This window comes from Psychrobacter sp. VH5, from assembly GCF_050572635.1.
Lineage (GTDB): Bacteria > Pseudomonadota > Gammaproteobacteria > Pseudomonadales > Moraxellaceae > Psychrobacter > Psychrobacter celer.
In genome coordinates this window covers 180,489-196,891 of sequence record NZ_CP192145.1, presented here as the reverse complement: position 1 = coordinate 196,891, position 16,403 = coordinate 180,489, and the positions used below count along the sequence as shown (strand labels likewise).

The following is a 16,403-nucleotide window of genomic DNA, read 5'->3' as shown; positions in this document are numbered from 1 at the left end:
TTTTGATGCGTTTAATCCAAAAAAACGGACTATTTATTAGTCCGTTTTTTACATTCAAAAAGAGATGGTTTTACTTAGCCTCATCATACAGCTTTCGCACCACCTCACCAATCACCGCAATGCCTTTGGCCAACGTGTCCTCATCCGCCGCGATACTCATCCGAATACACTCATGCGCGTGTTGATAGTCACTGACATCGACACCCGGGAAGAAGTATTCACTCGGTACGATAAGTGTGCCTTTTTCTTTTAGGCGCTCGTACAGCTCAAGCGTGGTAATCGGCAAGTCCTTAAACCACAACCAAAAGAATATCGCCCCTTCAGGCTTATGAATCATCAATGGATAATCACCCAGCTCTTGTTTAAGCAGCGCAGTGGCCTTTTTTGCTTGCTGCTGATAAAACGGCTTAATCTCGTTATCGGACAAGTCTTTAATGGCATCGTTTTCAACCAAAGGCGTGGCAATAGACGCGCCAAAGCGCGTCGGCGAGAGATTAACCACCGCATTCATCGCGCTGACGGCTGCGATGACCTCAGGCGCGGCAACGATAATGCCGGTACGCACTCCGGGTAAGCCGATTTTGGATAAGCTAAAACACAGTATCGTATTGTCATCCCAGTTGAGCGTGACGTCGGAATAAATAATATTAGGGAAGGGCATACCGTAGGCGTTATCAATAATCAGCGGTACATCGTAACGCTTAGCAATCTCCGCCAAATGCGCCATTTCCTCATCGGTCAGCACGTTACCTGTTGGATTGGTCGGACGCGAACAACAAATCGCGCCAATACGGCCTTCGGTCAGCGCAGGCAAGCTCTCTAACGCCTCAAAATCCACGCGATATTTAAAGAAGCCTGCTTCGCCATCATGCGTCACTTCATCGATATGCGGTAATACGGCGGTAAAGTGCTGACCCTCGACATGCACATCGCTATAGCCGATATACTCAGGGGTCAATGGCAGTAGAATGGATTTGTCGACAGATTCATTCTTCTCATCAGTGAACGCACCGCCAAACAGATTAAACAAATAGAAAAACGCATTTTGCGAGCCATTGGTCAGTGCGATATTCTCACTCGTCAAATTCCAGTCATAATGACGGTTAAAGAAGCCAACTAAGGCATCTATAAAGCCAGCATCCCCTTGCGGATTGGAGTAATTCGCCATGCTACTCGTCGCTGTGCTGTTAATGTCCTCACGAAAGCTACCATCATTGCCCAGCGCTTGATAGGTCTCTAAAAACAGCTCATTCACCGCTTCAATACGCGCTGGATTACCACCACCGAGCATATTGACCGGCTTATCGCTTTTGAGCGCATCGCCCAGATCATCCATCAATTGTGAGATGCCAGTGGGCTGGGTAAATTTTTGACCGAACTTTGAGAATTTCATAAGGTTACCGTGCTGTTTTAAAGAGGTGTAAGGGAGAATTTAATCGATAAAGTTAGGCTAGTATAGCAAATGAGGGCTATAAAATAAGCAAAGTGCGGGGTTGATATTGGTTTATATAGTTGTGTCTTAAGTAAAAAAAACGCCCACTATATCCATAGTGTGCGTTTTGATTTGAGGGTTTAGGAAATCAGGGATTTGGGGCGGAATTCTTGCAAAGCTAAAATTGAATACGCTAAATCATCGCCCTGACCCGAGCCATAATCCCGCGTCCAATCACCAAGCGTACATAAATAATCGCAATACCCAACAGTAAGGCGAGAAGCAATCCGCCACCAATAGCCAGATTCGCCCACGGTACGCTAAAGCGTAAGTCAAACCACTGGGTAATCGCAAACCAAGCGCCAGCGCTGGCAATCGTCATCGCAAACACCGCGGCGCTAACACCAAGTACGCCAATCTCTAAGATATTAAGCATATACAAGTCGCGCTTTTGCATCCCTAGCAGGCGAAATGAGGCGCTCTCGGTCATACGGTCCTGTGAGGTGGACAGCAGCGAGCTAATCAATACCATGATGCCTGTTAGCAATGCCAGTAAGGTGAAGACATAGACCAAGCGGCTCATTTGCACGACCAAATCTTGGACTTGCTCAGCGATAGCGGTACCGTCAATGGTGGTGACAGCAGGGAACTTGCGTACCAGCTGACCTTGTACCTCGGCGATACGGTCCTCAGGGATATGCGCGGTGGCAAACTGGATTTGCGGCGCGCTGGACAGCACCGATGGCTCAAACAAAAAATAAAAATACGGACTCGGGCCACGCTCGAAGCGCGAGCGGATACTGGTAATTTGCCCGATGATTTTGATCCCTTGGATATTAAAAATGATCTCGTCGCCCATGCCGACATTGAGCAAACTGGCTGCCGTATCCAAGATAGATAGGGGTGCTATGGTCTGTGCGGCGTTGTTGTTATTATCGGTATGATCGGTGGTGATAGGCGCATAGAGCGCGTTTTTTTTTAGAGAATCAGTGATGAACTCAGTATCCATCACCGTGTCGGCGTAGCTTAAGTTAAACACTCGCGACGGATCATCAAAACCTTCTGTAGGCTCGATATCTTGTACAGGCACGCCGCCTGCTGTCACCACCCGCGCCCGAATAACGGGGTAATAGCTGACCGGTGCGCCAATGATGTTATTAATCGCGTCGTGTTGTTCGCTTTGTACATCGAGCAAAAATATATTGGGCGCGTCTGCAGGGTAGGTATTGATAAACTGCTCGTTGATACTGTGATTAAGCGTGGTGATAAGTGTTAGGACGGCGACCGACAGCGATAAGGTGACAAAAAATAGCGCCGATTGGTTGCCTTTGCGCGCCAAATTATGAATGGCGATACGCTGCATCCAGCTGATACGGCGGCGCGAGGCCAGTTGTGTCAAGAGCCATAGCCAGCCACGAGCAAGCAGCCAAAATATCGCGACAAAGCCAATCAGGCCGATCAGCAGCTGCGCGCCCAGTAGCCACGAGCCCACTTCATAAGCAAAAAACACATACAGACTTGTTAGCATCAGCCCGTACCATAGTATCGGCAGGCGTCGATACCATGGCAGGTTTTGATTGGACTGACTTGCGCCTTGATTGAGTAAGGTTGCAGGCTTGGTGTGGTTCAGCGGGCGTAAACCGCGCTGGGCGATGACAAAGCTCAAGAGCAGCGCAATGATGATGGTTTTTAGGACGCTAATGGGGTTGATCGCTAGCGCCACATCGGCAGGTAAGATAGCGCCAAGGTAGGGCTGACTGACCTGTAGTAAGCCGGCACCAAGGATACTCGCTGCGATACAAGCGATGACGGTGGTTGTAAGTAGTAGCTGGTAGTAGCTGCGTTTGAGCGAGGCAAGCGGCTCACCTAAGGCGAGGCGAATGGCGTTGTTCGGCTGCTCTTTGCTGACAAAAGCACTAATCACCCCATACATCGCCACCGCCGAAAGCAGGAGGACGGCGATGACCAATAGCTTTAAAAACATCAAGACATTATCAGAAATACGCGAGACAGACGTATCCGCTGACTGAGCGTCAGATAGCTCGATATCAGGGTGGCTTACGAGTAGCTGCTCAAGCGTTGCATGCTGCGCCGCTATTGTCTCGGCATCTCCTGCCATCTCGATACGGTAGTTGACACGGCTGCGCTGCCCCAATAGGTTGGTGGCTGCCAGCGCTTGTTGCTGCATCAGGACCCGCCCGCCAAAGCCAAAGGCACTTAAAGGGCGATCTGGCTCTTTGGTCAGTACATCGCGGATGGTAAAGCGCCCATCACCGATGGTGACGACATCGCCGACGGTAGCGCCAAGACCATTTAGCACCTCTGGCGCGACGATGATGCTATCGGCTGTCAGCTGTTGCCACAGCGGCTGTCCGGAGGCCAGCTCGACGTCGCCATATAATGGATAAGCGGGAGAGACGGCTTTGAGCTGCGTCAGCAATGTCTGCTCTGCGCTCACCACCATCGCACTAAACTGATGATCGTAGACGACTTGGCTGGCAGGCAGGGTGTTGACTTGTGCCATGACCTCGCTTGGCCAGTCTTGTTTGCTGTTGAGTATCAGATCGCCGCCGACCAGCGCTCGCTGATTGTCAGTGATGTAGCGATCAACGGACTGCTGGATAGAGTCCAGAGTCAGATAAGTGGCCAGTGATAGCGTCAGCGTCAATAAAAACAATACCGGATACACCCAGCGTCGCCACCAGCTACGGGTGAGGGCTTGCGCGCCTAACGTGCGAGTAAACAGCGGACCTATCAGGCCATGAGACTGGGCTGTAGCAGACTGAGTTGTAGCAGCGCTTGGTTTATTTTTCATCAGCGTTTGACCCATCTATCGTACCGTCATGCATGGTGATGACTCGATCGGCCATGTCAGCGAGCGCTGGATCATGCGTCACGACGACCAGCGCTGAGCCTGTCTGCGCACGCAAGTCTAGCAATAGCTGCATGACCTGCTCGGCGTTTTGCTCATCCAAGTTGCCTGTCGGCTCATCGGCAAAGACAATCTTTGGCTGGGCGACCAGCGCGCGCGCCACCGCTGTGCGCTGCTGCTCACCGCCGGATAGTTGACTGGGCAAGCTATCACGTCGATGGCCGAGCCCGACTGCTTCGATTAAGGCATCGACCCGCGCAGGATCAGGACGCCGCGCGATATCTAGCGGAAAAGCGATATTTTCGCGCACGCTCAAGGTCGGCAGTAGATGAAATGACTGAAAGACAAAGCCCATCTCGCGCTGACGAATCACCGCTAGCGCATCTTCATCAAGAGCGCTTAGCGTTTGTCCAGCCAGCGTAATCGAGCCACTATCGGGATAATCAAGCGCGGCCAGTAGACCCAGTAAGGTGGATTTACCTGAGCCTGATTTGCCCATAATCACTACAAACTCGCCGGCATCGACATGGATACTGACGTCTTTGATGATGGCCAGCGGTTGCTCACCGACTTGCACGGTTTTATGTAAATGCTCGGCACTGAGTATGGCGTTACTGGTAAGTGTGGCGGTCATGGGCAGTTCCGGTTGGTTGGTTTAAGGCCATAAGGCATCGAAGTGAAGCAGCTATAGATAAGCGCCTTTAATTACGCTCACTTTCGACTATTTTTTCTAGCTTGGGCGTGAGCACTGGCAAAATATTTTCATTGACGATCATGCGATAGCCCTCTTTAGTCGGGTGAATGGCATCCGCTTGGTTGAGAGCGGCATCACCGCCCACCCCGTCCAAAAAGAACGGAATCAGCGTAACCCCCGTGTCTTCGGCGATGCGCGGATAAATCGCGGCAAACGACTCTACGTAGTCTGAGCCAAGATTGTCATAAATCTGCATGCCGCCCAAAATGACTTCGCTGCCACCTGCTTGCAAGCGTTTGATGGCGGTACGAATGTTATTTTCGATAGTGGCGACTTCTATACCGCGCATGGCATCATTAGCACCAATGGTCAGTATGGTGATATCAGGTTTGGTCTGTAGCACCCAATCCAAGCGATTGACCAGCCCTGTGCTGGTCTCGCCGCTCAAGCCGGAATTGACGACAGTGATATTGGAATAGCCCATTTTTTTTAACTGAGCTTCTAGTTGGGCAGGGTAGTTATCTTCAGGCGACACGCCCAAGCCTTCGGTCAAGGAGTCGCCCAGCGCCAAGATGGTCAGCGCTGCTTGCTGCTCATCCAACCGTGAGGTGGATGATGTATCGGCAGTCTGACTGGTTTGAGTAGTTTGGCTGATAGGCGGGGTTGGTTGTGTGCTGTCGGCTGGCGTGGTATCAGCATTATCAGGCGATTTTTGACAACCATTGGTGGCCATCACCATGGCTAAGAGAGCCGCCACCGGTAGGTGCGAAGTCAAACGAGAAGATGGTTTCATAATACGTAGTCTATCCTATAAGCAATCAAACCAGTGTAGCAAAATAAGATCGCGACCAATATTATGATAAGGTTACCGTGATTTAGGGTTAAGCCGATGTTAAGCGTGCTTACCATCGACCATGATTGGGCGACTGACCAGCCATGCCATCACGACGTTGATGATCATCAAGATCAGCAGCATAAACAGCGCCAAGTCCCAACTGCCTGTGGCATCATGGATCCAGCCAGTACCAAGCGGACCAAAAAACGCCAGTAGATACCCCACTGCCTGCGCCATACCAGACAACTCGCTGGATTGGTTGGCGGTATAAGTGCGCATCGAAAACAGCATCATACTTAAGGTAAAAATCGCCGAACAGCCCATGCCCATGAGCCCAGACCACAGCCAAGCAAGGTCGGTCGATAGGTACATGATGCCCAATACACCAAACACGTTTAAAGCGGCGGCAAAGACGGCCAGTGCCTGAATCGGTCGACCGCGATTGACCAGCCACGTCAGGCTCAAAATGGCCACCGGTGCCATAAACTGAAACACCGATCCCATTTGTCCAGCACTCACCGCAGACAGCCCCTTACTGAGCCAAATCGACGGTAAAAAACTGGCAACCGTATAAAACAACAAAGACTGCAGACCCATAAAGACCGAAATCTGCCAAGCAAATGCTGAGCGCCATACCGAAATGTCTGATGAGCCGGTAGCGAGCGGCGCCACCACCCGTGTCGATGAGCCTAGCCGCACCCGCAAAAACACCCACAAAACTAAGGCAAAAAAGCCCAAAAGCGCCCAGCCGCCAAGCGCCCACTGCCAACCAAACTGCTCAGATAACGGCAGCACCACACCTGCGACGATGCCTGCGGCGACGGTCAAGGTCAAGCTAAAGCAGCCTGTTACCAGCGGTATGTGATTGGGCGTGCGCTGTTTGATGACAGGCGCGGCCAAGGTGTTGGCAAAACCGATGGCCAGCGTTAGTAATACCGTCCCGCTCAAAAAGCCAATCCAAGTGGGAATCACCGAGCGGATGACCATGCCAATCGTCAGCAGGGCAATCATCGCAATCAAGGTATTCTCAAGCCCAAAGCGCTTACTGATGGCAGGCGAGATAAGCGCGCCCAAGGCAAAAGTCAGCATCGGCACTGCGCCCAGCCAGCCAAGCTCAGTCTCAGAGATACCGAGCGCTTCTTGCACCACAGGTGCGATAGAGCCAAGCGCCACGATAGGTGCGCGCATGTTGGTCGCAAGTAATACGATCGCACATAACACCAGCCAAAAAGTAAAGCGTGATGATGGCGGGATGGGGGATTTTGACGCTTTTGTTTGAGAAGCAGACAGATTTGCGGAGGTAGACATGGCAGCACGACTATTATATAAAATAAAAAACACGTCATTAGATAGCGTCGCCGCAGCGCCGCTTATCAAATAACACCAGAAAAGTCTCATGAAAACGATGAGTTAGAAAAGCTGTTAGGACTTTACAACACGGGCAGAAAGCCTGTCATATGAACTTGCTGCCCTCTCAAGCAGGGCAAACTTAGTATATGGATGATAACGATGAAGGTTTGATTCTAGATTTATAAAACATCAGCGGCTTATAAAAGCTATCAAAACGAATATGGCACAAGAAAAATAGCGCCAACTCTATTTTGTAGAGTTTGACGCTATTATAAGAACAATTGATGACTAAATACTACCAGCGTATGGTAACAAACGCGGTATTTATATCTACTCTAGACAGATTTGCCTAACTGAGCGGCTTTAAGCGCGGTTTCTTGCTGCTCGGCGATGAGTGAGTCGCACTTGTTTGGGTCGTTGCCACAAAATGAGCAATACTCGTCGCCCATTAGTTTGGCCACCCCGCCGCAAGAACCTTTTAGGGGCTTTTTTTTCACCATATATCCAATACCCATAAAGACAAAAAACAGCACAAATACGGTAAAGGTAATCGCAAGCATGGGGAGCAATTGAGTAAACATAGAGGAAACCTCGTATTAAAAATAGGGCTGTCATCTATAAAGACAACACCTTTATATAGTCGATACACTCTAACAATGTCATAGCGCTACTGGGATGAATTTTGCGCAGCCTCTGGGAACGCAGCACGCAAGTAAAATTTATACCAGTAGCGCGTTTAAATCCATAACAGTTTTACATTCAGCTAACTATAGTATAGCAGATTTTTGCAGATGCCGCTTGAGTGTATCAAGATGTTTGGCGCATGCAGCTGGCAGTTTACAAGGGTTTGTCGGCGCGTAATGCTTGCATCGCTGGTGTCTGTACCACTTGCCATTTTTCAATATTGTCAGCGTCTTTGATGGTTTTTTTATCACCATCATTATCGGTATCGGCTAATACCACAAACATCGCCGCTAGGTTTTGCTTTTGAGCGACGTCTAGCGCCTGCTGATACGGCATGGCAGTCAGCGCCGTTGCCCACGCATCGGCCAGCGCCACAGACTCTGCGGCGACAGTGACAGAAGGCGCGCCGCCCGCGATGGGAGTGCCCGTGGTGGGGTCGATGGTATGGCTATAGCGCTCGCCATCGAACACCACAGAGTTGCGGTAGTTGCCAGAGGTCGCCAGATGCATTTGATTGGCCGTGCTGATAGGTTGGCGAATCGCTGATATGGTCTCGCGCTCACTGACAGTGCTGTCTTCGATAGGGGCGTCGATAGCGATTTGCCAAGGTTGTTTTTGTTTGTTGACACCAGAGGTCGCAATCTCGCCCCCTATCTCCACCATATAGTTTCTGATTTGATAGTCGTTTTTGAGCACATCAGCGATGACATCGACGCCATAGCCTTTTGCCACCGCAGAAAAATCCAGCCCCACGCCTTCTTTGGTTTTGTAGATGCTTTGCTGATCTTGTACGATACTGTCAAAATCGACCAAGGCTTTTGCTTGAGCGATCTCGAGCGCAGTGGGCGGATTTTGTAAGCGCTCGACGGTCATGGTACTACCAAAACCCCACGTCTCTACTAGGGGCATCACTGTTGGATCAAAGGCACCGCCGGACTGCTGATAGACGGTGCGCGACACCTCAAGCACATGCGCAAAGTCGGCATCGATCGCTATGGGTGTGTCTTTTCCTAGCTGGTTGAACTTAGAGATAGTAGAGTCAGATTGATAGGTCGACATGCTATCATTGATCTGTTGCAGCCGCTGATCGATGGCTGCTTGTATGGCAGCTTCATCTGCATTATCAGGGAGCTGATAGCTGATATGGTAGCTTGTCCCCATCGTTTCACCAGTCAGATAGTTATAATCTGGTGTTTGCTGGCAAGCACTGAGGCTTAAGATGCTGGTAAGGCTCATTGTGCCAAACAGCGTGTTTTTGATCGTTTTCTTAGAAAGTAAACGGTACATTGTATTTTTCATAATATCTTCAGTATGACGCAGAAATGAATAGGGTGTAAAACAATACACGCTTATTTTACACCCCTTGACCCTACAAATACCAATGATGGCAATGTCCAGTGAAATTCTAATGCATACTAATCTAATGCATACCAAGCTATTTTACTTGCGACTCGCGTATGAGCTTATAAAGTTTGGGCGGTGAGACACGATTGACCCGTGTTGCCAGCTTTTCTTTACTGCCAGCGACCACGATATATTCTTCACCTTTTGAGAGTGCCTTCACCACTTGCTTTGCAAACTCAGTTGCCGTGAGACCGTTACTGGTTGCTTCATCCATGGTGCCCTGAGCGCTGCCATCACCTGTCAAGGCATTGATAGAGATGTTGGTCTGAATAAATCCTGGGAATATCGTCGCCACTTCTATACCTTTGTCATGCAACTCTGCCCGTAAACTGTTTGCCCACATATGCAATGCGGCTTTGGCTGCGCCATAAGCGCCGCGATATTGTGTCCCTAGTAATCCTGCGACACTTGATACCATGACGATTTTGCCGCCACCTTGTGCGATCATATCAGGCAGTATTAGTCTGGTTAGTCGCGTCTGAGCAAAGTAATCTACCTCCATAATCTGACGCTCGACGTCTTCGTCAGTTTCCATGATGAGTGAGCGCTGGCTAATACCGGCGTTATTGATGAGCCAATCAATGTTTCCAGCCTGAGCTTTGGCATTGTCATAGGCGGCTTTTGCTTGAGCAGCGTCACTGATATCAAACGGAATGACAATATGCCTATTCGCACGCTTGCAGCTTTTCTTGACGGATTCTAGTTTTTGGTTATCACGGCCACTGAGAATAATTCTAGCACCACGCTTGGCAAAGGCAATCGCCAATGCTTGCCCAATACCACTAGAGGCACCCGTGATCCAAATGGTCAGATCTTTGTATTTGGTTTTCATAAGCGTCCTTTCTTAATATTTAGAGCGTTCATGATATAGGATAGCAATGCTGATCTACCAGTTAGATTTGTAGTCTCAACAACCACAATGACTGCTAAAAATCACACAAAAAAAGAGCCTCAATTGAGACTCTTTTTATATACACTTTTAAGTTTATCTGGCGGGGGTATTTAACCACCGAAGTCATCAAGTAGGATGTTTTCATCCTCCACGCCCAAACTATGGAGCATGTCAATTACCGCCGCGTTCATCATCGGTGGCCCACACATGTAGTATTCACAGTCTTCTGGGTTTGGATGGTCTTTTAGGTAATTTTCAAGTAGCACATTATGGATAAAGCCGGTCGGACCATCCCAGTTATCTTCTGGTAATGGATCAGATAGCGCCACATGCCACTCAAAGTTATCGAACTCTTCTTCGAGCTGATCGTAGTCTTCGACATAGAACATTTCACGAATCGAGCGCGCACCGTACCAAAAGCTAATCTTACGCTTAGAATTTAGACGTTTTAGCTGATCAAAGATGTGCGAGCGCATCGGTGCCATACCAGCACCGCCCCCGACGAAGATCATCTCAGCATCGGTATCTTTGGCAAAGAACTCACCATACGGGCCTGATACCGTCACCTTATCGCCAGGTTTTAGGCTAAATACCCAAGACGACATCTTGCCCGGCGGGATACCTTCAGGACCACGCGGCGGTGGACTGGCGATACGGATATTAAACTTAATGATGCCTTTTTCTTCTGGGTAGTTGGCCATCGAGTACGCACGAATAACAGGCTCATCGACTTTTGAGACGTATTTGAAGACGCCGAACTTTTCCCAGTCTTCACGGTACTCTTCACCGATATCAAAGTCTTTGTAGTGCACTTCATGCGGCGGCGCTTCTAGCTGTACATAGCCACCAGCGCGGAAGTTGACTTCCTCGCCTTCTGGAATTTTAAGTACCAGCTCTTTGATAAAGGTTGCCACGTTATCGTTAGAGATAACTTCACATTCCCATTTTTGTACATCAAAAAACTCAGGGTCGATCTCGATTTTCATGTCTTGCTTGACAGCTACCTGACAGGCTAAGCGCATGTGATTGCGAATCTCGCCTTGTGTAAAATAGCCTTCTTCGGTGGGCAGGATAGAACCGCCACCTTCAATAACGCGGCAACGACACTGCGCGCACGTACCACCGCCACCACAAGCTGAAGATAAGAAAATACCTTCGCTTGCTAGAGTTTGCAGTAGCTTGCCGCCCGCTGGTGTCACAACGTCATTATCGGGATTATCATTGATATGGATGGTAACATCACCTGAACTGACCAGTCTTGAGCGCGCCGCCAAAATAATGGCGACAAGGCTCATGATGATCAAGGTAAACATAGCAACGCCACCAATCGCCGTAGCATAATCCATGATATGTATCCTTAATCTATGGAGTAGGGGAGTAACAGGACGCCCAGCGTCTACTGCTACCCCTACCGAATAAATGAATTAAATAGGTCAAATCGCTAACTAGGCTTTTCAGCGTAGCGGTTTAGATTGACATACCGCCAAAAGACATAAAGCCAAGTGACATCAGACCAACCGTGATAAAGGTAATACCAAGACCACGCAGCGGTGCTGGGATGTCTGAGTATTTGAGCTTTTCACGGATGCCAGCCAATGCGGTAATCGCCAATGCCCAACCAAAACCTGCGCCCACGCCATATACGACCGATTCGCTAAAGTTGTAGTCACGCTCCACCATAAACAGAACACCACCCAAGATGGCACAGTTGACAGTAATCAGCGGTAAGAACACCCCAAGCGCGTTGTACAAGCTTGGAACGAACTTATCTAAGAACATCTCTAGAATCTGTACGGTCGCAGCAATCAGACCGATATAACTGAGTAGGCCTAAGAAGCTTAGGTCAATATCAGGAAAACCTGCCCATGACAGCGCCCCACTTTTTAGGATAAATTGAAACAACAGATTGTTTAGCGGTACGGTGATGGCCATCACGACAATGACCGCGACCCCAAGACCTATGGCCGTTGAGACTTTCTTGGACACCGCCAAAAAGGTACACATACCTAAGAAATAGGCCAGCGCCATATTCTCGATAAAGACTGAGGTTATAAATAAACTAACATAGTGTCCCATTAGTGACCGCCTCCATGTACCATGCCTTTAGATTGCGGCTTCATGACAAACTCAGCGTCTTCAACTTGTTCTGGTTTCCAGATACGCACAATGGCGATAAACAAACCGATGATAAAGAATGCTGACGGTGGTAGTAATAACAAACCGTTTGGAATATACCAGCCGCCATCAGTGACAGGCTGCAAGATGGTGATACCAAACCAGGTACCGGCACCGAGTAGCTCACGGATGGTTGCGACAAATAACAATACCGCTGAATACCCAAGACCGTTACCGATCCCATCCAAAAAGCTAGGGACAGGCGGATTGCTCATGGCAAAGGCTTCGGCACGGCCCATCACGATACAGTTGGTAATGATCAAACCAACGAAGACCGATAGGCCTTTACTCACATCATAAGCCACCGCTTTTAGTACCTGATCGACCAAAATAACCAACGAGGCAATAATCGTCATCTGGACGATGATACGAATGCTCGATGGGATTTGCTTACGGATGATAGAGATAAAAAAGCTCGAAAACGCTGTTACCAGTGTCAAGGCCACACACATCACCATGGCGTTGGCCATGCTGGTGGTGACTGCCAATGCCGAGCAGATACCTAGGATCTGTAGGGCAATGGGGTTATTGTCAAAGATAGGCGTGGTTAAAATACTTTTGGTGTCAGCCATGTTATGCCTCCTTGCCGTTTACTACTGGCGCTGCCAGTTCGGTGTTCGGTTCAGCTGTCAGCGTCGCTTGACTGGCTTGTGTGTCTGCATTGTCAATCGTTTGACCACTGTCTTGGCGCAGCTTATCTAGATAAGGCTTGTAGCCTTGCTCACCCAGCCAAAACTGAATCATATTGCTGACACCGCGACCCGTTAAGGTTGCACCGCTGATGCCATCGACCCAGTTGTCTTTTGGTGTGCCAGCTTTGGTCACGCCAGTGGCCACATTGCCATCTTCGTCATACGACTGGATGCCACTCCATTGGGCGCGCCACTCTGGCTCTTCGATACGAGCACCGAGCCCTGGGGTTTCTTTATGCTCATAAAAACTGATACCTTTGATGGTATTCATGTCGCTCTCAAGCGTTAAGAAACCATAGATCGTGCCCCATAGGCCATAGCCTTGAATCGGTAGTACCACCAGTTCAGGATTGCCAGCGTCGTCGCTTTTTACGTAGACTTTGGCATATTTGGGTTTACGGCCAATACCAGCAGGATCGTTGTCGCCCAAGTCTTCACTCAAAGCTTGGTTTTTGGTCGCTTGACTGGCGTCATAGGCGTTGCGATCAGGGATGCCAGCGGCTTTTAGCGCCTCATCATCGAGATAGTCACCTGTATTTAGGTCGATGATCTCGACATCAAAATCTTTAAAACGCTCAGCCACATCGCTTGCAGTATCTGACTCAGCATTGTACATGCCGGCGGCAACGAGGATGTTTTTGTTACGGTCTAAGCGAGCGTTTTCGATTTGTGCTGGTTTTAGACCCACAGCAACTGCCGAGACCAATACAGAGCACACCAAACATAGCGTCAGTGCAACGCTGATGGTTTTTGCGTTATTACTTTTGGGCTTGGACATAACGAACCCTCCGAGCAGTTTGGCGTTTGATGTTTGCTTGGGTAACAAAGTAATCAAACAATGGAGCAAATAAGTTGGCGAATAAAATGGCCAGCATGATACCTTCTGGGAAGGCTGGGTTGACGACGCGAATCAATACGGTCATAAAACCAATCAAGATGCCATACGCCCAGCGGCCTTTATTGGTATGCGCAGCAGAGACAGGATCGGTTGCCATAAATACCGCACCGAAAGCGAAGCCACCGATGACCAAGTGCCAATAAAACGGCAGATTCATCATCAGATTGTCTTCTGAGCCGATCATATTAAAGACCAGCGAGGTGGCGATGAGGCCGACCACACAGCCTGCCATGATGCGCCATGAGGCGATACGTGTCCACAGTAGTACGGCCGCACCCATGAGGATAGCGAGCGTAGAGACTTCACCGATACTGCCTTGCATGTTGCCCAAGAACGCATCACTCCAAGTGATGGCATTGCCATAGACATCGACGAAATCTTGTGGAGCGACGCCAAGCGCTGCAAGACCAAGCGGGGTCGCGCCAGAGAAGCCGTCCACCGCCGTCCAGATTGAGTCACCAGACATATATGCTGGATAAGCAAAGTAGAGGAAGGCACGACCTGATAGGGCAGGGTTTAGGAAGTTTTTACCCGTACCACCGAAGACCTCTTTTGCCACGACCACACCAAAGATGATACCCAAGGCGACTTGCCATAATGGGATATCTGGCGGTAGACAAAGCGCGAAGAGTACTGAGGTCACAAAGAAACCTTCGTTGACTTCATGGCCGCGCACCACGGCAAAGATAATCTCACAGAGAATACCAACCGCGAAGGTGACGATATAAATGGGTAAGAACTGCATGGCCCCATAGACAAAGCTGGCCCAAATACTATCTGGGTTGTAGCCTGCCATGTTGGTGATGACCGTGCGCCAGCCTTCAGGTTGCAAGCCTAACTGAGCGATGGCGGTTAATGCTTGGTGGCCGATATTGTACATACCCCAAAACATCGCAGGGAAGGTACAGAGCCAGACGGTAATCATGATGCGTTTGAGGTCGATACCATCGCGCACGTGTGACGAGGCGTAGGTAGTGGTACCTGGCTGACGCAAAAACGTATCGAACATCTCAAAGACGGCATAGTACTTTTCGTGTTTGCCACCCTTGGTAAAAGACGGCTCCATACGATCGAACATATTGTGTAAAAATTTCATCGTGGTTAGCCCTCCAGCTCAATGCGCGTTAAGTTATCACGCAAGATATCACCGAATTCATATTTGCCAGGAGAGACGAAGGTGCATAATGCCAAATCTTCTTCGTCCAATTCGAGTGCGCCCAAATCAACGGCGCTAACGATATCCTCAACAATCAAGGCACGTAGTAGCTGTGTTGGCAGATAATCTTGCGGCATGACTTCTTCATAGACACCGATGGGTACCATCGCACGCGGTGAGCCGTTGCTGGTGGTGGTGAAGTTGTATTTTTTGCCACCAAAAAACTGCGAGATATAGATCGGCAGTTTAGAGAAGCGGTTTTTACCAACGGTAAAGAAGTGAAATGCTGGACGCTCACGGCCTTCAGGTAGGGCGCTGACTTGGTTGTGAAAGCGGCCAAGATAAGCGATGCTGCTAAATACCTTGCGTCCTGACAGCACTGAGCCTGAAATGACACGGTTTTCACCAGCGGCCAGTTGGCCTTTGGTCAATGCTGTGATGTCAGCACCGCGTTCGGTTGCGATCAGATGTGGCGTATTGACTGCAGGGCCTGCCAAGCTAATCATACGGCGCGTGTACAAGCGGCCAGTGGTAAATAGCTTACCGATAGCAATCACATCTTGATAGCCAATCGTCCAAACGGTGACATCGCGCATGATTGGATGCAAAAAGTGAATGTGCGTGCCGGCGAGTCCTGCTGGGTGCTTACCTGCAAAACTATGATACTCAGTGACGTTGTTTGCCGCGGTTTTTGCAACGGGCGTCAGGCTAGCATCACCATGATGACAGACAAAAGTCTTAGGGCTGAGGGTAGATAATACTGCGAGGCCGTCATTGAACGCTTGCAGCTCCTCATTGATCAGCAGCATCGGGTCAAACGCAAGTGGATTGGTATCCATCGCGGTGACAAAGATGGCATGCGGACGGGCACCGATTTCTGGTGCGCGGCTATAGGGGCGCGTACGAAACGCAGTCCATTCGCCAGAGGCCAGCAGTTGGGTTTCAACGACCTTCGAGTCTAGGTCAGCAAGTTGCTGGGAGTCATAGCGCTCGAAGTCTACTTCTTCACCGTTTGGGTCGACCGCAATCACAAGGCTTTCAAACACTCGGCGCTCGCCGCGATTGATCGCGACGACTTTACCAGCAGCAGGGGCAGTGTAGATAACACCAACACGTTTTTTGTCTTCAAAAACGGGCTGGCCTTTAGCTACGACATCACCTTCTTTGACATTCATTGTGGGTTTCATACCCACATAATCATAGCCAATGACTGCTACATGTGTTGGTTGGTGCTCAGATATCTCGCGGGAGGGTTCACCGGTGATGGGCAAATCCAAACCTTTTTTGATGGTAATCATAAGCGAAAACTTAGTCCATAG

The 16,403-nt window shown here is 49.5% G+C and carries 14 protein-coding genes; all 14 read right to left on the bottom strand.

Going from position 1 to position 16,403, the window contains the following annotated elements:
• Window positions 1-70: 70 nt before the first annotated feature.
• Window positions 71-1,393: a valine--pyruvate transaminase gene (locus ACNFVB_RS00835; protein ID WP_430737766.1), complete on the bottom strand. Its 1,323-nt coding sequence runs from the start codon at window positions 1,391-1,393 to the stop codon at window positions 71-73.
• Window positions 1,394-1,625: 232 nt separating this feature from the next.
• Window positions 1,626-4,247 (bottom strand): ABC transporter permease, encoded by a 2,622-nt coding sequence (locus ACNFVB_RS00830; RefSeq protein WP_430737765.1) that lies wholly within the window; start codon window positions 4,245-4,247, stop codon window positions 1,626-1,628.
• Window positions 4,237-4,938, bottom strand: a complete 702-nt coding sequence (locus ACNFVB_RS00825) for an ABC transporter ATP-binding protein (RefSeq protein WP_430737764.1) — start codon at window positions 4,936-4,938, stop codon at window positions 4,237-4,239. Before ACNFVB_RS00825 ends, ACNFVB_RS00830 begins: the two co-directional genes overlap by 11 nt.
• A gap of 67 nt (window positions 4,939-5,005) precedes the next feature.
• Window positions 5,006-5,791, bottom strand: a complete 786-nt coding sequence (locus ACNFVB_RS00820; protein WP_430737763.1) for an arylesterase — start codon at window positions 5,789-5,791, stop codon at window positions 5,006-5,008.
• A gap of 99 nt (window positions 5,792-5,890) precedes the next feature.
• Window positions 5,891-7,231 carry a CynX/NimT family MFS transporter gene (locus ACNFVB_RS00815; protein ID WP_430737762.1) on the bottom strand — a complete coding sequence of 447 codons (1,341 nt, stop codon included), beginning with the start codon at window positions 7,229-7,231 and terminating at the stop codon, window positions 5,891-5,893.
• Window positions 7,232-7,518: 287 nt separating this feature from the next.
• Window positions 7,519-7,764 carry a (Na+)-NQR maturation NqrM gene (nqrM, locus tag ACNFVB_RS00810; protein WP_430737761.1) on the bottom strand — a complete coding sequence of 82 codons (246 nt, stop codon included), beginning with the start codon at window positions 7,762-7,764 and terminating at the stop codon, window positions 7,519-7,521.
• Between the two features lie 256 nt (window positions 7,765-8,020).
• On the bottom strand, window positions 8,021-9,103 hold the full coding sequence (locus ACNFVB_RS00805; protein ID WP_430738445.1) for an FAD:protein FMN transferase: 1,083 nt from the start codon (window positions 9,101-9,103) through the stop codon (window positions 8,021-8,023).
• A 199-nt stretch (window positions 9,104-9,302) separates the two neighbouring features.
• The gene (locus ACNFVB_RS00800; RefSeq protein WP_223334970.1) at window positions 9,303-10,103 is read right to left on the bottom strand and encodes an SDR family oxidoreductase; all 801 of its coding nucleotides are present in this window, start codon (window positions 10,101-10,103) and stop codon (window positions 9,303-9,305) included.
• A 170-nt stretch (window positions 10,104-10,273) separates the two neighbouring features.
• The gene (nqrF, locus tag ACNFVB_RS00795) at window positions 10,274-11,509 is read right to left on the bottom strand and encodes an NADH:ubiquinone reductase (Na(+)-transporting) subunit F (protein ID WP_105244401.1); all 1,236 of its coding nucleotides are present in this window, start codon (window positions 11,507-11,509) and stop codon (window positions 10,274-10,276) included.
• Window positions 11,510-11,630: 121 nt separating this feature from the next.
• A complete protein-coding gene (gene nqrE / locus ACNFVB_RS00790; protein WP_430737760.1) occupies window positions 11,631-12,239 on the bottom strand; it encodes an NADH:ubiquinone reductase (Na(+)-transporting) subunit E in 609 nt (202 codons plus the stop codon).
• Window positions 12,239-12,910, bottom strand: coding sequence for an NADH:ubiquinone reductase (Na(+)-transporting) subunit D (locus ACNFVB_RS00785; protein ID WP_075101260.1), 672 nt, complete (start codon window positions 12,908-12,910; stop codon window positions 12,239-12,241). The genes nqrE and ACNFVB_RS00785 overlap by 1 nt, the downstream gene beginning before the upstream one ends.
• Window position 12,911: 1 nt before the next feature.
• Window positions 12,912-13,808: a Na(+)-translocating NADH-quinone reductase subunit C gene (locus ACNFVB_RS00780; protein WP_430737759.1), complete on the bottom strand. Its 897-nt coding sequence runs from the start codon at window positions 13,806-13,808 to the stop codon at window positions 12,912-12,914.
• Window positions 13,789-15,024: an NADH:ubiquinone reductase (Na(+)-transporting) subunit B gene (locus tag ACNFVB_RS00775; RefSeq protein WP_288996323.1), complete on the bottom strand. Its 1,236-nt coding sequence runs from the start codon at window positions 15,022-15,024 to the stop codon at window positions 13,789-13,791. The genes ACNFVB_RS00780 and ACNFVB_RS00775 overlap by 20 nt, the downstream gene beginning before the upstream one ends.
• A 5-nt stretch (window positions 15,025-15,029) precedes the next feature.
• Complete coding sequence (locus ACNFVB_RS00770) at window positions 15,030-16,382, bottom strand: Na(+)-translocating NADH-quinone reductase subunit A (protein WP_430737758.1); 1,353 nt, start codon at window positions 16,380-16,382, stop codon at window positions 15,030-15,032.
• Window positions 16,383-16,403: the final 21 nt, after the last annotated feature.